At 36.2% G+C, this 16,283-nt stretch carries 13 protein-coding genes; 4 read left to right on the forward strand and 9 right to left on the reverse strand.

Annotated features, from left to right (window positions below; all coding sequences use genetic code 11):
- Positions 1–221 precede the first annotated feature (221 nt).
- Entirely contained in the window at positions 222–1,253 is a 1,032-nt protein-coding gene (locus D0T08_RS20665) for a YafY family protein (protein ID WP_116984578.1), read from the forward strand.
- On the opposite strand, the gene D0T08_RS20670 is transcribed toward D0T08_RS20665, so the two are convergent.
- Together D0T08_RS20670 and radA are read right to left on the reverse strand one after the other, a co-directional pair.
- The gene (locus D0T08_RS20670) at positions 1,239–2,366 is read right to left on the reverse strand and encodes a hypothetical protein (RefSeq protein WP_116984579.1); all 1,128 of its coding nucleotides are present in this window, start codon (positions 2,364–2,366) and stop codon (positions 1,239–1,241) included. The genes D0T08_RS20665 and D0T08_RS20670 overlap by 15 nt on opposite strands.
- Before the next feature lie 63 nt (positions 2,367–2,429).
- Positions 2,430–3,809 carry a DNA repair protein RadA gene (gene radA, locus D0T08_RS20675; RefSeq protein ID WP_116984580.1) on the reverse strand — a complete coding sequence of 460 codons (1,380 nt, stop codon included), beginning with the start codon at positions 3,807–3,809 and terminating at the stop codon, positions 2,430–2,432.
- A 246-nt stretch (positions 3,810–4,055) separates the two neighbouring features.
- On the opposite strand from radA, the gene D0T08_RS20680 reads away from it, so the two are divergent.
- Positions 4,056–4,673, forward strand: coding sequence for a porin family protein (locus D0T08_RS20680; RefSeq protein WP_116984581.1), 618 nt, complete (start codon positions 4,056–4,058; stop codon positions 4,671–4,673).
- A 75-nt stretch (positions 4,674–4,748) separates the two neighbouring features.
- On the opposite strand, the gene D0T08_RS20685 is transcribed toward D0T08_RS20680, so the two are convergent.
- Positions 4,749–5,429, reverse strand: coding sequence for an NAD-dependent epimerase/dehydratase family protein (locus D0T08_RS20685; RefSeq protein WP_116984582.1), 681 nt, complete (start codon positions 5,427–5,429; stop codon positions 4,749–4,751).
- 228 nt (positions 5,430–5,657) lie between these two features.
- Here D0T08_RS20685 and D0T08_RS20695 point away from each other — a divergent pair, with 228 nt between their 5' ends.
- On the forward strand, positions 5,658–6,128 hold the full coding sequence (locus D0T08_RS20695; protein WP_116984584.1) for an Lrp/AsnC family transcriptional regulator: 471 nt from the start codon (positions 5,658–5,660) through the stop codon (positions 6,126–6,128).
- Positions 6,129–6,200: 72 nt separating this feature from the next.
- Here D0T08_RS20695 and D0T08_RS20700 read toward each other — a convergent pair whose 3' ends face one another.
- Together D0T08_RS20700 and D0T08_RS20705 are read right to left on the reverse strand one after the other, a co-directional pair.
- Positions 6,201–8,534 (reverse strand): metallophosphoesterase, encoded by a 2,334-nt coding sequence (locus D0T08_RS20700; RefSeq protein WP_116984585.1) that lies wholly within the window; start codon positions 8,532–8,534, stop codon positions 6,201–6,203.
- Positions 8,535–8,594: 60 nt separating this feature from the next.
- Entirely contained in the window at positions 8,595–9,809 is a 1,215-nt protein-coding gene (locus D0T08_RS20705; RefSeq protein WP_116984586.1) for a lipopolysaccharide assembly protein LapB, read from the reverse strand.
- A 141-nt stretch (positions 9,810–9,950) separates the two neighbouring features.
- Here D0T08_RS20705 and hpt point away from each other — a divergent pair, with 141 nt between their 5' ends.
- On the forward strand, positions 9,951–10,487 hold the full coding sequence (gene hpt, locus D0T08_RS20710; protein WP_116984587.1) for a hypoxanthine phosphoribosyltransferase: 537 nt from the start codon (positions 9,951–9,953) through the stop codon (positions 10,485–10,487).
- A 39-nt stretch (positions 10,488–10,526) separates the two neighbouring features.
- Here the strand turns inward: hpt and D0T08_RS20715 are convergent, their stop codons facing one another.
- From D0T08_RS20715 to D0T08_RS20730, 4 genes are all read right to left on the reverse strand, one after another.
- Positions 10,527–10,919, reverse strand: coding sequence for a cytochrome c (locus tag D0T08_RS20715; RefSeq protein ID WP_116984588.1), 393 nt, complete (start codon positions 10,917–10,919; stop codon positions 10,527–10,529).
- Positions 10,920–10,983: 64 nt separating this feature from the next.
- On the reverse strand, positions 10,984–12,276 hold the full coding sequence (locus D0T08_RS20720) for a sorbosone dehydrogenase family protein (protein ID WP_116984589.1): 1,293 nt from the start codon (positions 12,274–12,276) through the stop codon (positions 10,984–10,986).
- Positions 12,277–12,326: 50 nt separating this feature from the next.
- Complete coding sequence (locus D0T08_RS20725; RefSeq protein WP_116984590.1) at positions 12,327–14,222, reverse strand: DUF3857 domain-containing protein; 1,896 nt, start codon at positions 14,220–14,222, stop codon at positions 12,327–12,329.
- 7 nt (positions 14,223–14,229) lie between these two features.
- Positions 14,230–16,203 carry a transglutaminase family protein gene (locus D0T08_RS20730; RefSeq protein WP_116984591.1) on the reverse strand — a complete coding sequence of 658 codons (1,974 nt, stop codon included), beginning with the start codon at positions 16,201–16,203 and terminating at the stop codon, positions 14,230–14,232.
- Between the last annotated feature and the right edge of the window lie 80 nt (positions 16,204–16,283).

The raw sequence follows: 16,283 nt of genomic DNA on the forward strand, positions 1-16,283 counted from the left end.
AAACACTTGACCTTAAATTTTTAAAAGCTAAAATTTCAAAAAGATAATTGTAAAAGTGATAATGAACTTGGAAGGTTATTGAAGTAACTTTTACTTGACCTTTTCAAATATCAAATCTGCTTCTAAGCGAATTGATGAAACAAAATAAGCGGGCTATTACGCAGTCTATTTGCGCAGATAAAAATATTTTCATTTTTTTGTAAAATATTTTTCTAAACACTATGCCTGCAAATAGAAACGCCCTTGTGCGCTATAAAACAATTGATGCCTGTTTAAGAAACAGAAAACGAAAATGGACTCTGGAAGACCTGGTCGAAAAAGTCTCTGATACGCTTTATGAATACGAAGGTATTGATAAAGGAATTAGTGTGCGAACCATTCAGGCAGACATCCAGATGATGCGAAGTGATAAACTGGGCTACTTTGCGCCAATCATTGTGATTGATAAAAAATACTATACCTACGAAGATCCTAAATACAGTATTACTAATATTCCTATTTCCAATGCTGACTTAGGAAGAATGAATGAAGCAGTTGAATTATTGAAACAATTCAAAGGCTTTTCGCATTTCAATCAGTTAAATGAGGTGGTACAGAAACTGGAAGACCATGTATATGCTACTGCCCATAAGCAACATACGGTTATTAATTTCGAAAAAAATGAAAATCTGAAAGGTTTATCCTATCTGGATTTACTGTATCATTCTATCATACAAAAGAAAGCGGTTAAAATGACCTATCAATCATTTAAGGCTCATGAAGCGAATACATTTACTTTCCATGTATGGTGGTTGAAAGAGTTTAAAAACCGATGGTTTGCAGTAGGTGTCAGAGGTGGGCAAAAAATTGTTAACAATCTAGCTTTAGACCGGATTCAGGATTTAAGTCTCGATGAAACAATGGATTATGTCGAAAATGAGGTATATGACTCTGAAAGTTATTATAGAGATATAATTGGAGTAACAGTATCTTCAGGCTTGCAGGCAGAAGAAATTACTTTATTCGTAACAAAAGAAGAAGCGCCTTATATGGAAACCAAGCCCCTGCATCACACGCAAAGAATTTTAGAAAGAAATGAGGAAGGTATAATTTTACAGATTAAAGTACAGATAAACTTTGAATTAGAAAGAGAGATTCTGGGATCTGCTGATAGAATGCAGGTGATTTCCCCGGAAGCATTAAAAAAGAGGATTTACGCTCGTCTTCACAAAGGAACGCAGAACTATGAAAGAATTCAACTAGTTCAAAGCTAAAGCATTCTGCCTTCTGATAAACTGCCGTATTTTCCAGGAGACAGAACTGCTGAGAGCATCGGTAATATTATCAAATTGTGTCCATCGGGAAGGGGCAATCAATTCCATACCGGAATTAGCTGCCCCTGCAGGTAAGGCTCTTGAATCTCCTGAAACAGTTACCCATTCGTTTACCCAATTGTCATCGTCATAAAAAGTATCCGTTAAAATGACTCTATCCTGCTGGAAGTCAATTACCTTAAACCATACTTTACCCTCCGCCTTAACACTCTTTCCGCACTTAGTAATCTTGCCCGACACTTTTTCGTAGATGGGTTCAACTTTTACACTATCAATCTTTCTTTCTCCAATTTTAATATCCTTAGAAAAGCTTTCTTCTGAGCAGTTTCTATGCTCGAAGCCTACACTAAGATAATCATAACCGAAACTAACTACATAGTCTGGCTTAACATGGTTTTCAGAGGCTTCCTCAGGGCTAAAAAATTGAAAAAATGGTTTTGCCTCCTGCGATCTTGGCAAGACTCTGAATAAATCTTTTTCAATATCCTGCACATAACTTTTATCGTATCTATAATCTCCTTCTAATACTATTCTAACTGTTCCTATTTCTAAAGATTCGTTAATTAATGAATCAATATCTGTTCTTTCAGGTGATAATTTTTTCGCAGTCACAAAGCTATAATAAGCTTTTTGTGCATTAAGCTTAGTATTTAAGCCTAATGCCAATAGCCCATCCTCTACCCTTTCGTCTGTAGCGTTTTTTAATGAAGCCAATTGCTCTGATTCATAGAAAACTGGCGCAACCTCGTTTAGGCAAGAAGTACAGTTCTGAATCTTCCATGCCATTTCGTTGAGGAGCTTGTATTTATCATGAATTTTCTCCCAATAAAATGGCCTTTTTGCTTGGTGCAAGCTTTCTATTTCAAGCAATAATTTATCTTTTTGTTCTAGATATGCTAATTGTAGCCGTTGAGTAAATTTATCTTTTGTGGGTTTACGTTCCAATTTTCTGGCATAACTATAGACATCTCTAAAGGAATTTGAGTGCCAGTTTTTTGAAGAACAGGCAACCAGGACTAACAAAAATGCAAGAAGTGTTAAAAGCTTTTTCATAATACAAAGATTATATCATTAAGATGCTTTTTAAACCTGAAACGTTTAATTTTCAATTAAACGTTATCCAAATAATTCACTGAATACTTCTTCTAACTTACTGGCCGCAAAAATTTCAATTTTATAATTTCTGGTGTCCAGTCCTTTCTGATTATACTTTGAAATGAATATCTTCTTAAAACCTAATTTTTCAGCCTCAGAAATACGGTTTTCAATTCGGTTTACAGCTCTCACTTCACCCCCCAAACCTACTTCTGCAGCAAAACAATAGAGGTGTGGGATACTTATATCTTCGAATGAAGAGACAATAGAAGTACATATAGCTAAATCAATAGCAGGGTCTTCTACTTTTAAGCCTCCGGCGATATTTAAGAAGACATCCTGAGTGCCTATTCTGAATCCGCCACGTTTTTCAAGCACTGCTAAAAGCATTTGCATGCGTCGACTATCAAAACCATTGCTTGTACGTTGGGGAGTACCATAGGTAGCAGTGCTTACCAAAGATTGGATTTCAATCAGCAGTGGTCTGTTACCCTCTAGCATTGCTGCAATGGTAATTCCGCTTAAGTCTTCCTCTCTTTGTGAAATCAGAATTTCTGACGGATTGCTTACCTGTCGAAGTCCATCACTTTGCATTTCGTATATGCCTAATTCAGAAGTACTTCCGAAGCGGTTTTTGGTTGTGCGTAGTATCCGGTAAGTCATATGACGGTCGCCCTCAAATTGCAGGACAGTATCTACCATATGCTCCAGTACTTTTGGCCCGGCTAAGGAACCATCTTTGGTAATATGCCCGATCATAATCACCGGAGTATCTGATTCCTTTGAAAATTTCATCAACTCTGCCGTACATTCTTTTACTTGAGATACACTTCCGGCACCTGATTCAATCAAGGGAGAAACCAAGGTCTGAATAGAGTCGATAATCACAATATCGGGTTCCATCAATTCTATCTGACGGAAGATATTATCTGTAGCCGTTTCATTCAAAATATAACAGCGTTCGTTTGTAAAATTCATGCGTTCAGCACGCATCTTTATCTGTTGTTCGCTCTCCTCGCCTGATACGTATAAAACTGTATAGTCTTTTAAACTTAATGCAATTTGCAACATCAGGGTAGATTTACCTATGCCAGGCTCTCCTCCTATTAGTACTAATGAGCCTGGTACGATTCCACTTCCTAGTACACGATTCAGCTCTCCATCGTCTGTAATAATCCGATACCTTTCATGTTTGGTAATCTCGGTGAGGGTTTTCGGTTTGTTGGCTGTCTTAGGGGTACCTGAGGAAGTAAATTTCCAGTTTCCTTTTTCCGGTTCATCTTTGGTAACGACCTCCTCTACCATTGTACTCCATTCGCCGCAAGAGGGGCAGCGTCCTAACCATTTGGGTGAATTATATCCACAATTCTGACAGAAATAAGCTGTTTTGACTTTTGCCATTCAATAAGTTTTAAAGATTAAAAAAGTTTATGCGGATACATTAGTAAGATATATGTTTTAGATACTTATAAAGATAACGAATAAAATGATAACAATCAACAGGAAAAAACTGTTAATGTTTCGTTAACCAAATACGATTGTGAGGTTGATATACGTTAATCCAATAAATCCAACAAGCAAGTAACAGGACTATGAATTGACGTGTACCTTTTGCAAATCGTTACTAATCATTTAACAAAAAACATCATGAAAAAAATCACAATTCTTAGTCTATTTGCGTTGTTCTGCTCTCTCTCCACTTCTTTTGCTCAATCTGGTTTTGGTATTAAAGGAGGCATTAATTTTAATAAGGTGTATACAGATGCCGGTTCATTGAACAATAATATTAAAGAAAGCTTAGATACACAAACAGGCTTTGTTTTAGGTGCTTTTGGAAGAATTGGTAATAAAGTGTATTTACAACCCGAAGTGCTTTTTGCCCAAAGAGGTGGCGTTGTTGAAACTACTCAATATGGCAAGGTAAAATTCAAATACAGTAATATTGATGTGCCTGTGTTAGTGGGTTTCAGAGTGCTTAAATTCATCCGTATTATGGGAGGACCTGTAGCGACTTTCAAACTGGACGAAGACAAGAAATTGGGCGAATCAATCAAAGGTTATACTTCAGGTAGTTTTGATGATGCCATGAAAAAAGCCACATTTGGCTATCAGGTGGGTGTTGGTGTGAAAATATTAGGCTTTGATATAGATTTAAGAAAAGAAGGAAGTTTATCTGAAATCTCTCAACTAAATCTGCAAGGTAATTCACAATTTAGTCAGAAAGCCAGCGGATGGCAAATCACACTGGCTTTGAAGATTATTTAAGTTATTAAAATATTACAGAAATGTAACTGTTGGTTAACCCGAGAAAGCTTCTTCTTTTTGGAGAGGCTTTTCTTTTTATCGGGCTGCCAGAGTTTTTATATCACTTACTTCTAATATCTGCTTCTCGTAACCTTTGGTTACTGTATTAATCATAGCTACGCCTATTTCTTTCAACTTCACAACTGCATTAGGGGCAAAAAGCTTGATAATCGGAAAAAGCCAGCTAAAATATTTATAATAAGACAAAACATTCTTTTGGCCTTTTGTAGCCTCAATTGCCCCAGGACGGAAATTGTAAACTTGTTTAAAAGGCAATTTCGTCAAATCATTTTCTGTTTTGCCTTTTACTCTGGCCCACATCATTCTTCCTTGTTCTGTACTATCGGTACTTGCACCAGACACATAACAGAAAGTCATATCCTGATTATACTTTACTAGTGTATTCGCGACATGCAAGGTTAAGGTATAGGTGAGTTTATAATACTCAACCTCTTTCATACCAACTGAAGAGACTCCCAGGCAAAAGAAGCATGCATTATAACCTTTCAATTGAGATTCAATCGATGAAAAATCCTGAAAATCTTTATGGATAATCTCTTTGAGTTTTGGATGTTGAAAACCAGAGGGTTTTCTGTTAATTATCAAAACCTCTTCTATATTATTGTTTGATAAGCATTCCAACAACACACCCTCTCCTACCATTCCTGTTGCTCCCGTGATGATGGCTTTTACTTTTGTAGCTAATTGCTTGCTCATAGAGTATCTGATTAATGGGTATAACAGTTCTATTAACACCGAAAAGAAAGATTACATTCCATACCAAATAATCTTTTAAATCCGATAGTACCAATTATTGGTTTTTTGGATTTTACTAAAAAAAAATTTTCTTTTTTGGCAAATATTCCGTATTTTATTATGCTTTTAAAGAAAAAACCTATAGCTTTGCGCCAAATAATATTTTGCACTTCAAAATAACAATACACAATGAGTATTAATAAACTCGATCCAATCGACCATAAATTGCTGGAAATACTCCAGAGTAATGGCAAGATTACAAACGCACAGCTTTCAAAAGAAATTGGTTTATCTCCTGCACCCACGCTTGAACGCGTAAAAAAATTAGAATTATCTGGTATCATCAAGAGTTATCATGCCCAAATAGATAGAGAAAAAGTTGGCTTAGGTGTTATGACCTTTGTTCAGGTTTCTTTGTCAGGCCATAGAAAATCGATTACCGATGCTTTTGTTGAGAAAATTTTACGGGTTCCTGAAATAATTGAGTGTCATCACGTAACAGGTTCTTGCGATTTCTTGTTGAAAGTAATTGCTAAAGATATAAATTCATATCAGAAATTGATTATGGAAACCATCAATGAAATTGAAGAAGTAGCCAACACACAAACGATGGTGATTCTTTCGAGTTTCAAAGATAGTCAGGTATTACCAGTACCTTGAAAATAATCAAAAGCATAAAAAAAAAGCCTTTTTCTTCCACAGAAAAAGGCTTTTTTGATTAATAAAGCGCAATTACAATTTAGTAATTTTTCTACTTACCTTTAGCGATGAAGTTTTTAAATTAAGTACATAATTGCCCGATGGAATATCCTGCAGAGAAATAATTTCTCTTTTATCAATCACAAGAGTTTTATTCAATATCCTTTTACCATTTAAATCAACCAGGTGAATTTGAGTTTTGACTGGCTTGTCTGTTTCATTCTCAATGATTAAATCGCCGAAGGTAGGATTTGGAAAAATTGAAAATATCCTCGAGTTTTCATTATCAATTGAAAGTGGAGCCAATATCGAAACGTTGGCATCATTGGCAATGATTTGTCCGTTTCCACAAACATTTTTTAAACTTTCCAGCGTATAAGCTGTGGCTTGAATAGGCTTTACTTTTATATTTACCTCATTACTTTGCGTTGTAGTCTCAGACAATTGACTCACTTTGTAAGTATAAGGAGGTGTGCCTGAAAAGCGAAGTGTTAAGTTGACAAGTGTATCAAACGGAATAGTCTTTTCACCGATAAAACCTCCTGACGCCGGTTTGCTTATTGTAAAAGTCTGGCTAGAGCGCTCGTCGAAATAATCAACGTTTGGTCTAACTCTAAATTTATAATTGTTCCCCTCTTTTAAACTATCTGTCAATGTAATTTGAATTGGGCTTGTTGCAGATTTGGCTAATACTAATGGTTTTTTAAATGAACCATTAGCATCTGATAGCTCTAAAGAATAATTCCATTTTTTAATATCTGTATGCTGAACATCAAAAGCCACGCTTAAAGCCCGACCCGGACAAACTAATGTTGTACTAAAATCGGTATTGATAATAGGTTGTGGAGTAACAGTAATTATAAAATCATCTTCTAAAAACCCTAGTGAATCCTTTACTATTACCGTCTCAGATTTAAGAGCCTGGTAATCTATTTCTTTATCTTTTTTATTTCCGGTCGACCAGATGTGACTACCCCTCCATGAAGAGTTCAGGTGAATTTTTGAGCCATATTCTACATGTAAATCCTCCCTTTTATTGACATTCTTGAAAACAGTAAAATGGTCTCGCTCTACATTATCAGCACATATCCATCGGCCATCTATCCGGTTGCCGTTGACAGTCAGTAATAATGAACCTCCAATTGAAATATTTGAATAAATAGAGGATGGATGAACATCGTGAGAACCATTCCAATCCAACCGACCTGCAGAACCTACAGTACAATAAATTGTCCCTTCGTCTTTATTTATAAATGGCTTTGAATCCGGATTGGCATCATAACGACCATTTACTTTTTGAACTACGTGCTCATCATAGTTAAATGACATGGAATGCCCTGTATGATTTTTCATCAGATACGAACGCTCATAAATATGGCTATGCCCTGCAAGTACTAAATCAACTTTGTATTGATCGAAAAGTAGCACTAGATTTTCTCTCATGAATTGCAATTCGGGCTCAGCATCTGAATCATGTGAACGTTTCGTATAAGGTGGATGATGAAACATGACTATTGTCCACATGGCCTTATTGGCGGCTAAATCCTGTTTCAGCCATTGGTATTGCGGGCTTTGTGGGTCGTAGACTCTCTTGCCATTATCAAACCCATCAGAATCAAGGGAAATAACATGAATGTTGCCATAATCGTATGAATAATATGCTTTCTGATTAGATGGTACACCGCCCATTTCGCCCTTGCCAGGTACGCTGATAATATCGTAGTAAGGGATTTTCCTGTCTACTCTACCGGTAGGACTGGCAAAGTATTCATGGTTACCGGGAGATGGAGAGAAAGGGGTATTACCAAAAATACCTGGCCCGTAAAAATCAAATACCTGCTTCTGGTATTCTGCATCTGTACCACAGCAATACGCATTATCGCCTAACCATAACCATAAATCATTAAATGCTGGGCGATTTTTTAGGTAGCTACTCCTAATGCCCTGTTGAGTTTCCATATAAATCTTGGTCGATTCATCACCGAAATCTCCCATTGCCCATATATGAATGGGACGTGTACTACCTTTAGGTGGGCCAGTTACAAAATAAAAATCTTTGCCTGATGCTAATGTGGCTGCATTGGTGCCCACTGAGTAATTATAGCGGGTATCTGCTTTCAGGTCTCTTAACTGAACAATATGCTCAGTCGTAAGTGAGGCATCAGAAATGTTGGAGGTCTGGGCAGGGTTGTCCTGGTAGAGTTTAACAACACTTTCAGTTGGAGTATTTGTCCGCCAACGGATAATTACACCGTTGTTACTAAGTTGTTGAAGATAAGGTCCTCTAGTGATGGTTTGCGCTAGAAGCGTCGGGACAATTAATAAAAAAAGGAGAAACGTTACTAAGTACTTTTGGGTTCTTTTCAAAACAATCTATTTTTTTTCAAAAATACACCCAACACTTTAAACATCTCTCCTTTTCAAGATTTATTTCTTTCTGGCAGATTTCATTAACTTCTTAGTCTCATCTATTTGCCTTTTGGCTTCTTTGTAAGTATCTGATTTTTTTTCAGCATTATTGGCTACGATAGTAAAATACTCAATCGCCTTTGGATAGTCTTTTTCGCTAACAGCCATTTTACCTAGTGCCAGATTAGCTCCTAAAAAATAGCCCGAATCTTTAGCCTTGCTTTGCACAGCAAAATCAATGGTTTGCTGATAATATTCTTTGGCTTTAGGTATATTGTTTCTATAATTCATATTAAGATACCCTAAAATATAAGCTGCATAGCGTCCGGCCGTTGCTTCATAGCCTTGCTTACCAGAATTTACATTATTGAGTAATTCCTGCGCTAAAACTTCTGCTTCGTCTGTCTTCCCTAAAACAAAGGCTGTGCGGGCCGCATAACGATGGAAAAAAGAGTTATTAGGATACATGCTGTGCATTTGTGAAGCTGTGTAATAGGCTTTTTGATGCTGATTTTCCATCGAATAAATCTGCATCAAGAAGTACTTAGCTTCCATCCGGGTATAAAAAGCATTTTGTGCTACATACTCTAATTGCTTAATACCATCTTTTTTCTCACCTTTTCTGAAAAATACCAACATAGGTTTTAAAGAAGGGTAATTTTCAGGAATCCATTTAGAGTAATAGTTATATAACCCGTCTCCAATAGCTAACTCCGGGTTGAAATCGCCAAAGCCTCTGCATTTTTCCAAATATTTCATGGCTTGTTTACTTGCCCAGGCTGCTTTAATCCAGTTTTCTCTTTCAGAATGCAAACGGCCTTTTACCGCATAGGCTGCTGCCATAAAAAATGCCGCTTCTTTATCTTCACTATCATCGTCCAGCATATCATCGGCCATATCAATGGCTTTATCCATATTATAAAAGCAAGCATCATCATATTTCTCAACTTTACTATCAGGCAGTATCTTCCACCATTCATTAAGCCCGATTAAGAAATATCCGATCGGGTGCTCAGGATACTTTACTGTTAGCCACTTAAAATCACGCTCAGCAGCATCAAAATTAGAATTATACATATTATTGATGGCCTGCGTGGTTTCTATCTGGATGGCACGATTGGCCAGCAAAACCTCATGATGTTTTTTCTTAGTACTGCCACCAAACCACGAAAATTGTGCTTGTGCTACCTGGGCCACCATCACTAAAATCAACCAGCTATATTTTAATTTCATTTCTATCAATTTTTCTGATTAACGTATAGAACAAAAATAAAATTGCAAAACTTAAAATTTTCTTAAAATTATTTTTATTCTGCAAAATTACTAAATTGCGGGCGATATACAGGCAAACTTTTGTTTGCCAAATAATTAAATATGAAACAAATCAAAGACAAAAGCTTTGTTCCTTTCATTGAATCACAAGCATTGCAAGCTCGTATCAAAGAACTCGGTCAACAATTAAACAAAGATTATAACGGAAAAAATCCCTTATTAATTGGTGTTTTAAATGGCTCTTTTATGTTTATAGGAGACCTGTTTAAATCTATTGAAATTGAGTGCGAAATAACATTTATCAGGGTATCTTCTTACCAGAGTACTGAATCAACAGGACAGGTAAAACAGATTCTTGGATTAAAAGAGGATATTAAAAACAGACACGTAATAATAGTAGAAGATATAGTAGATACGGGTATGACCATGCAGGAAGTACTTGGACAATTAGCCTCACAAAAGCCCGCCTCTATTAAAATCATGACCCTATTGTACAAGCCCGAGGCATTGAAAGTGCCTCTAAAAGTAGATTATTCAGGTTTTGAAATTGAAAACAAGTTTGTCATAGGTTATGGTCTTGATTACGATGGCATGGGAAGAAATTTAGATGCCATTTATGTGGTAGCAGAGCAAAGTTAGATGATTTAGTTTGAACATAGAGAAGTCTTAGTCTATGAACTAAGGCTTTTTCTTTCTTAATGCTTTTACTTCCTCTTCCTTGATGGCATCAGAAGTATTCCCAAAATTAGACCTGATATAAGTCAGCACATCGGCCACTTGTTTATCTGTAAGAAAACTATGAGCGGCCATCACACGATTATAGGTTTCGCCATTTACTTCAATTTCTTCATCCAGTCCCTCTAAAATCACTTTTATCAAACGATTTCTGTCACCATTTACCCAATCTGATTTTCTTAAGGGTGGATTAAGGTTTGGTACACCTGTACCATCTTCCTGATGGCAAGGCAGGCAATATTGTGTGTAAACTCCTTTGCCATCGAGCACTTTTGGTGTTTGAGCAACGGCACAATAAGTACTTAAAACCAAAAAAATTACTACTACTTTTTTCATGAATTGACAAAACAACAAAACCTTACAAGCCAGGACCTGTAAGGTTTTGCTTCAGTTAAGATTATTATTTGTTATACATTACTCTCCAAACCTTTCCTTTGACAGAATCGGTTATATACAACGATCCGTCAGGGCCCTCTGCTAATCCCATTGGACGAGATTTAGCATCACCAGGGCTCTTAATTTCAGGGCCACCCGCAAAGTCTTCTGCGAATACTTCATAAGGACCGGATGGTACCCCATTTTTAAATGGAACAAATGCAACAAAATAGCCGGCCTGATTTAATGGAGCACGATTCCATGAACCGTGGAAACAGATAAACGCACCATTTTTATATTTAGCAGGAAACTGATTGCTGTGATAGAATAAAACATCATTAGGCGCCCAGTGACCCGGAAAACCCATAATAGGTTTTTTGGCTTTAGTGTATGTCTTCTTACCATCACCACCATATTCAGGACACAACATCATTTGTTTTTTATCCAGGTCATAATAGCTATACGGCCAACCAAAATCATCCCCCTTTTTTACTGATAGAAATTCTTCAGAAGGGAGTTCTGCACCTTTCTCTGCAGAAAACATTTCAGGAAAGTGTTGAAACAACATATCACGGCCATGTTGCAAAGCATATAAAGTCTTAGTATTTGAATCCCAATCCAAGGCAACTGCATTGCGAATACCTGTGGCAAAACGCACACCGTTTTCCTGCTTCTGATTTAGTTTATCAGCTTTAAACTGCCAGATACCTCCGTTTTTCTCTAATAACGGACAAGGATTCATACCCGGCGAACCTTTCTGACGGTCTTTTTCCTGACAAACATTCGATGGTGCTCCGATAGTTACATAAATGTTCCCACTTTCATCAAATGTAAATGGCTTAGATTCATGTTGTTTTAAATCAGGCAAACCAGTAATAACTGTTTCAGGATTTTTCTTATCAATCACGTTTCCATTGACATCCAGTTTATAACGGAATACTTCTGAATTGGAGGAAGCGTATAAATAGCCATTATGTATGTCTATACCAGTGCCCCCATAATTACCAAAATATTCGGTTTCATCAGCCTTGCCATCGCCGTTAGTATCCTTTAATACAGTAATACCTTTATCATCTTTGGCATTGCTATTTTTGATATAAATAGTGCCGTTTGGCAATACTTTGATATGACGTGCTTTGCCGGTAGCTTCAGAAACCACAGTAGCTCCAAACCCTGAAGCTAATTTTATACCTCCATTATTATCGTCGGGTTTGATTTTGCTAGTTTTTGGATCATCATTGAAAGGCTTTTCAAAAAAGGCACTTGTAAGGAGAATTATTCCAAATCCTACGCTTAGGGAATAGACTGTTTTCTTCATAAGTTGAATAATTGAATGGCTAAGTAATAACATGTAAAAATAGAAATTTGTTATGGCTTAGCTACCAAAACCACCTGATTTTTATCCGCTTTAACCATTTTCTTTTTAAAGTCTACCCATTCATTATACGTAGCCGCTGCATGGCGTCCTTTAAACATACTTACCTCTCTATTATATATAATTACATCATCTTTCATTTCTACCTTTGAGGTATATTTACCAAATTTAGTCTCAATTTTTGTAGGCTCCGGTAGATACTCTGCGGCATACCCTTTAGGAATTTTGAAGGCTATATTATCAATATCCAGATAGTTTCCGTCTAATTCCAACTCTGTTTTCCTATTAGCATTTACTATAGGTAACCTGCGTTGTTGATTCAGGATATTTGGTGTGATAAATAGACGTGAGCCGCTTTTATTGGCTATATTTCTTAAATGCAGATTAAGTTTTTCCTCTACTATTGGCAGTCTTTCTTTTTTCTCATTCAACGAAAAATTGATAATTTCAACACTTGGCAGACTCAGGTTTTTATACAACCATTTTTTCTGGTCATCGTTGCTTAATGAATGCGCTACCTCTGCATAAATCTCTTGTTGTAACCCTGTATACTCAGTTTTAATATCTGCTACAGCTTCTCCATTATCCTTTATTTCGATAGTAGCATTTCTTAAAAGCTGATTATCAGTATGTTTATATGTAGGCGTTTTTATTAATTTCCCTCCGTTCTCTGTTACCAGAACAACGTTTCTGTCACCTGTAAAACTTCCTAAATAACCATAAGGATTATTCTGGCTAGTGCATTCTAACCACAACGTATCTTTAAACATGGGTACGCATAAAATCACATGATTGAATTGAAATGACGGAAAATCTGCTTGAATTTCGGCTCTATCTTCTCCAGCTCTTACTAATGCTATATAAGATGGAATACTCAGATCTTTTAACATTGCCTTGGTAAAATTAGTAAGGGCTTTACAATCTCCGTATCCTTTAGTAGCTACCTCTGTTGCTTTCATTGATTGCCAGCCTCCTATGCCTAACTGAATGCTTACATAGCGTGTATTGGCCTGGAGGTATTCATACACCTTCCTTACTTTATTCGTTACATCAGTTTCATTTTTCACTAAGTCTTTTATTTTAGCTGATAATTCAGCGGGTAACTGGTCTCTATTGGAATTCAAGGCACCATAAAACTTTCCTATATCATTCCATGAATTGATATTGCCTGTATAATCATCTATTTTAAAATCAGTTGGGGCCGTATAGACGGTTGGCATAATTAAGGAATAGTGAGGGCTATTGGGTTCTTTTTCTATAGCCTTTAAATTCGTTACAATCCAACTATAATTCAATCGATCATCTTCCTTTGTCATCACTACTTTTGTAGGCATATTCTGCTCTTTATATCTGAATTGAAGACCGTCGGGCAATGAGACTTTAAGTAAAGCCTTCTCAACAGCCGTAAATTCAGCATTATCAAGAATAGCCTCCCATACAGGATAAAACATCATGTTTTTATAAGAGTATTCATAAGAATAATCAATCGTATATGGATAGGTTGACTGGGTCAATGAAGCTACTTTTACATAATTATCTTCAATTGAATTTTGTCCGGACGAGGTACTGAAACTCTCAATGTCGCCTTTTTTGAGTTTCTTAATTTGTTTACCATTCGCATCATAAATACGGGCCTCGATATTGCTAACCTTAGTGAACTTATCATATCCGACTACAAGATTGGCATGATCATTTCCTTTTTCGTCTAAAATGGTAATTGTTCCTTTGATTTTCATCACTGCTTCACCAATGTCTTTGACATAAAACTCAGTCTCATGATTTCTTACCACGGCGTGGGCTTTTTCTTTCAGTTCTGCCGGGATATTTGCAGCAGAAAAATCCTGTGCAATGCTTTGAAAACCTATCAATAACAAAATCAAATATTTCATTCTAAAATCAGTTTTTCTTTAATACAATCTGTTCGTTATGCTTTTCTACAATTTTGTCAAAAAACTCTCGCAGAGATGGATAATCTTCCACATAGTAAAGTGGTTTACGTAACTGAATACGACTATTTACAGTCAGAATATTACCTTTTACAGCAATCAGGTAAGTAAATTTTCCGCCATTTTCTGGCAGACTTATAGAAACATTTTTAGGCATCTCTGCAATTGAATAGTCTTTCGGGAGTTCATAATTAGCAATAAATGTTTCATCTTTAACGAAAGCAAAATCAATTGGATACAGGCGTTCTTTCGTTTTAAATAAATTCTCCTTATGGGCTTCAGACAACATGGGTTTCAGGTACAATATATTACCAGCTCTTGTTAGATATTCATTTAAAACTACTTGATACTGCGCTTCCATAGGAGCCTCTAAATCTGAGGCATTGATGTAGTCTGCTTTTTCAATCACCCATGTGGCATTTTCTTTCTTAACATCTTCCAGATATTTTTCTTGTCCTTTATTTTTAAATTCCTTTTTTGCACTCCAACCACCATAACCGCCATAAGACTTAGAAAAATCTCCTTTTAGTTCACTATCTTCATCTATCACCATGTTTGCCTTTACAAACCTAAGATCTCGCTCAGGGGTAGTAATTGTGACAAACCTTGCATTAGTGGGATGAACCAACCAACCTTTTCCATTCAGACAATTAATAGGGAGCATACCTAATTTCAGATATTCGTCTGTCGCATCCATGAGAAAATCTTTTCCATTTTTTTCAATATGTGCTACTACATAATTAAACTTTTTCATTAGCGCATATTGTTCATGAATTTTGCCATGTCCCCTTGTACTTAGAATGACCGGGTTTGCGTCAAAACCCATTTCTCTTAACAATGCGATTAATAATAAATTAATGTCGCCGGCATCTCCTTTATGTGATTCTAATACTTTTTTCAGATTATTAGAGTAAAGGCTAAAGTTTTCGTCCCATTTTACATTTTTCTGAATGTATTCGCAAGCTGCTTTAAGACGATCCGTTGAATCGGTATATTTGGCTTTAATTTCCTTAGCTATACTTTTCAAAAAACCTGTCTTTTCAATCTGTCCTCCAAAGATTTCTTTGTCTAGCATATTACGATTTAGTGATGAATAATCTAAAGCATATATCCTGCTAAACATTGTTGGCCAGACAACGCTTGTCAGTTCAAAATCTATTTTAGAAAGATAGTCTCCGATATTTGCAGTGAAAGGTTCACTTCTGAATGCAGGTGCATCTTTCATTACAAATTTTTGATAAGTGCCAGTAGTATTAAATGCGCCAATTGAAAGGCTGACGTCTTTAGATTCATTGGCTATCAAATCTAAATAACCTGACATTAAAATTCTATAGGTAAAATAAGATGGAATGGAGATTTCGTAGATGCTCCAAAGAACCGGGCGCTCTGCCTGAAAAGTCCATGTGGCAGGATTCCCTGATATTGAGAATGGTGTATCAATCGTATAGGTGTAATCAATAACAGAGCCTTCCTTTACTTTAGGCATGGTTATTTTTACATTTTGATAATCTCCAACCCGCTTCTCTATAAAGATGGATTCTTTGGTAAGTTTTTCTTTTTTAACTTCTCCATTTTCAATATTATAAGTAAACCCATCAATTTTTGACATTATTTGTTCTCTCCCGTAACCTCCACTTACCAGCACTCTGGAAATAGTACCTAAACTTAATGCAGATTTCTTCAGGATTTTTATTCTTCCATAGTAAACAAAATGGATATAAATCATTCCCGATTTCAGTTCAAAACTTGTATTGCCATAATCGTACAATACAACTGCATCAGCAGTAGAATCTTTGTCGTAGTATTTCATCTCAACGTCAGAGAAATTAACCTCCCCGAAATATATACTTGGTAAGTCTACTTTTTGAGCATACAATAGGTTAGCACAGCATACAAGCCATAGCAGGAGCGCAGTTTTTTTCATTAGTGTTTAGCGTAATTTTACAAGAGCTTCTACAGACATCATTTTAGTCACGAAAAAGATTATAGACTATAGAGGCAAAT

The sequence above is a fragment of the Emticicia sp. C21 genome, from assembly GCF_003418935.1.
Lineage (GTDB): Bacteria > Bacteroidota > Bacteroidia > Cytophagales > Spirosomataceae > Emticicia.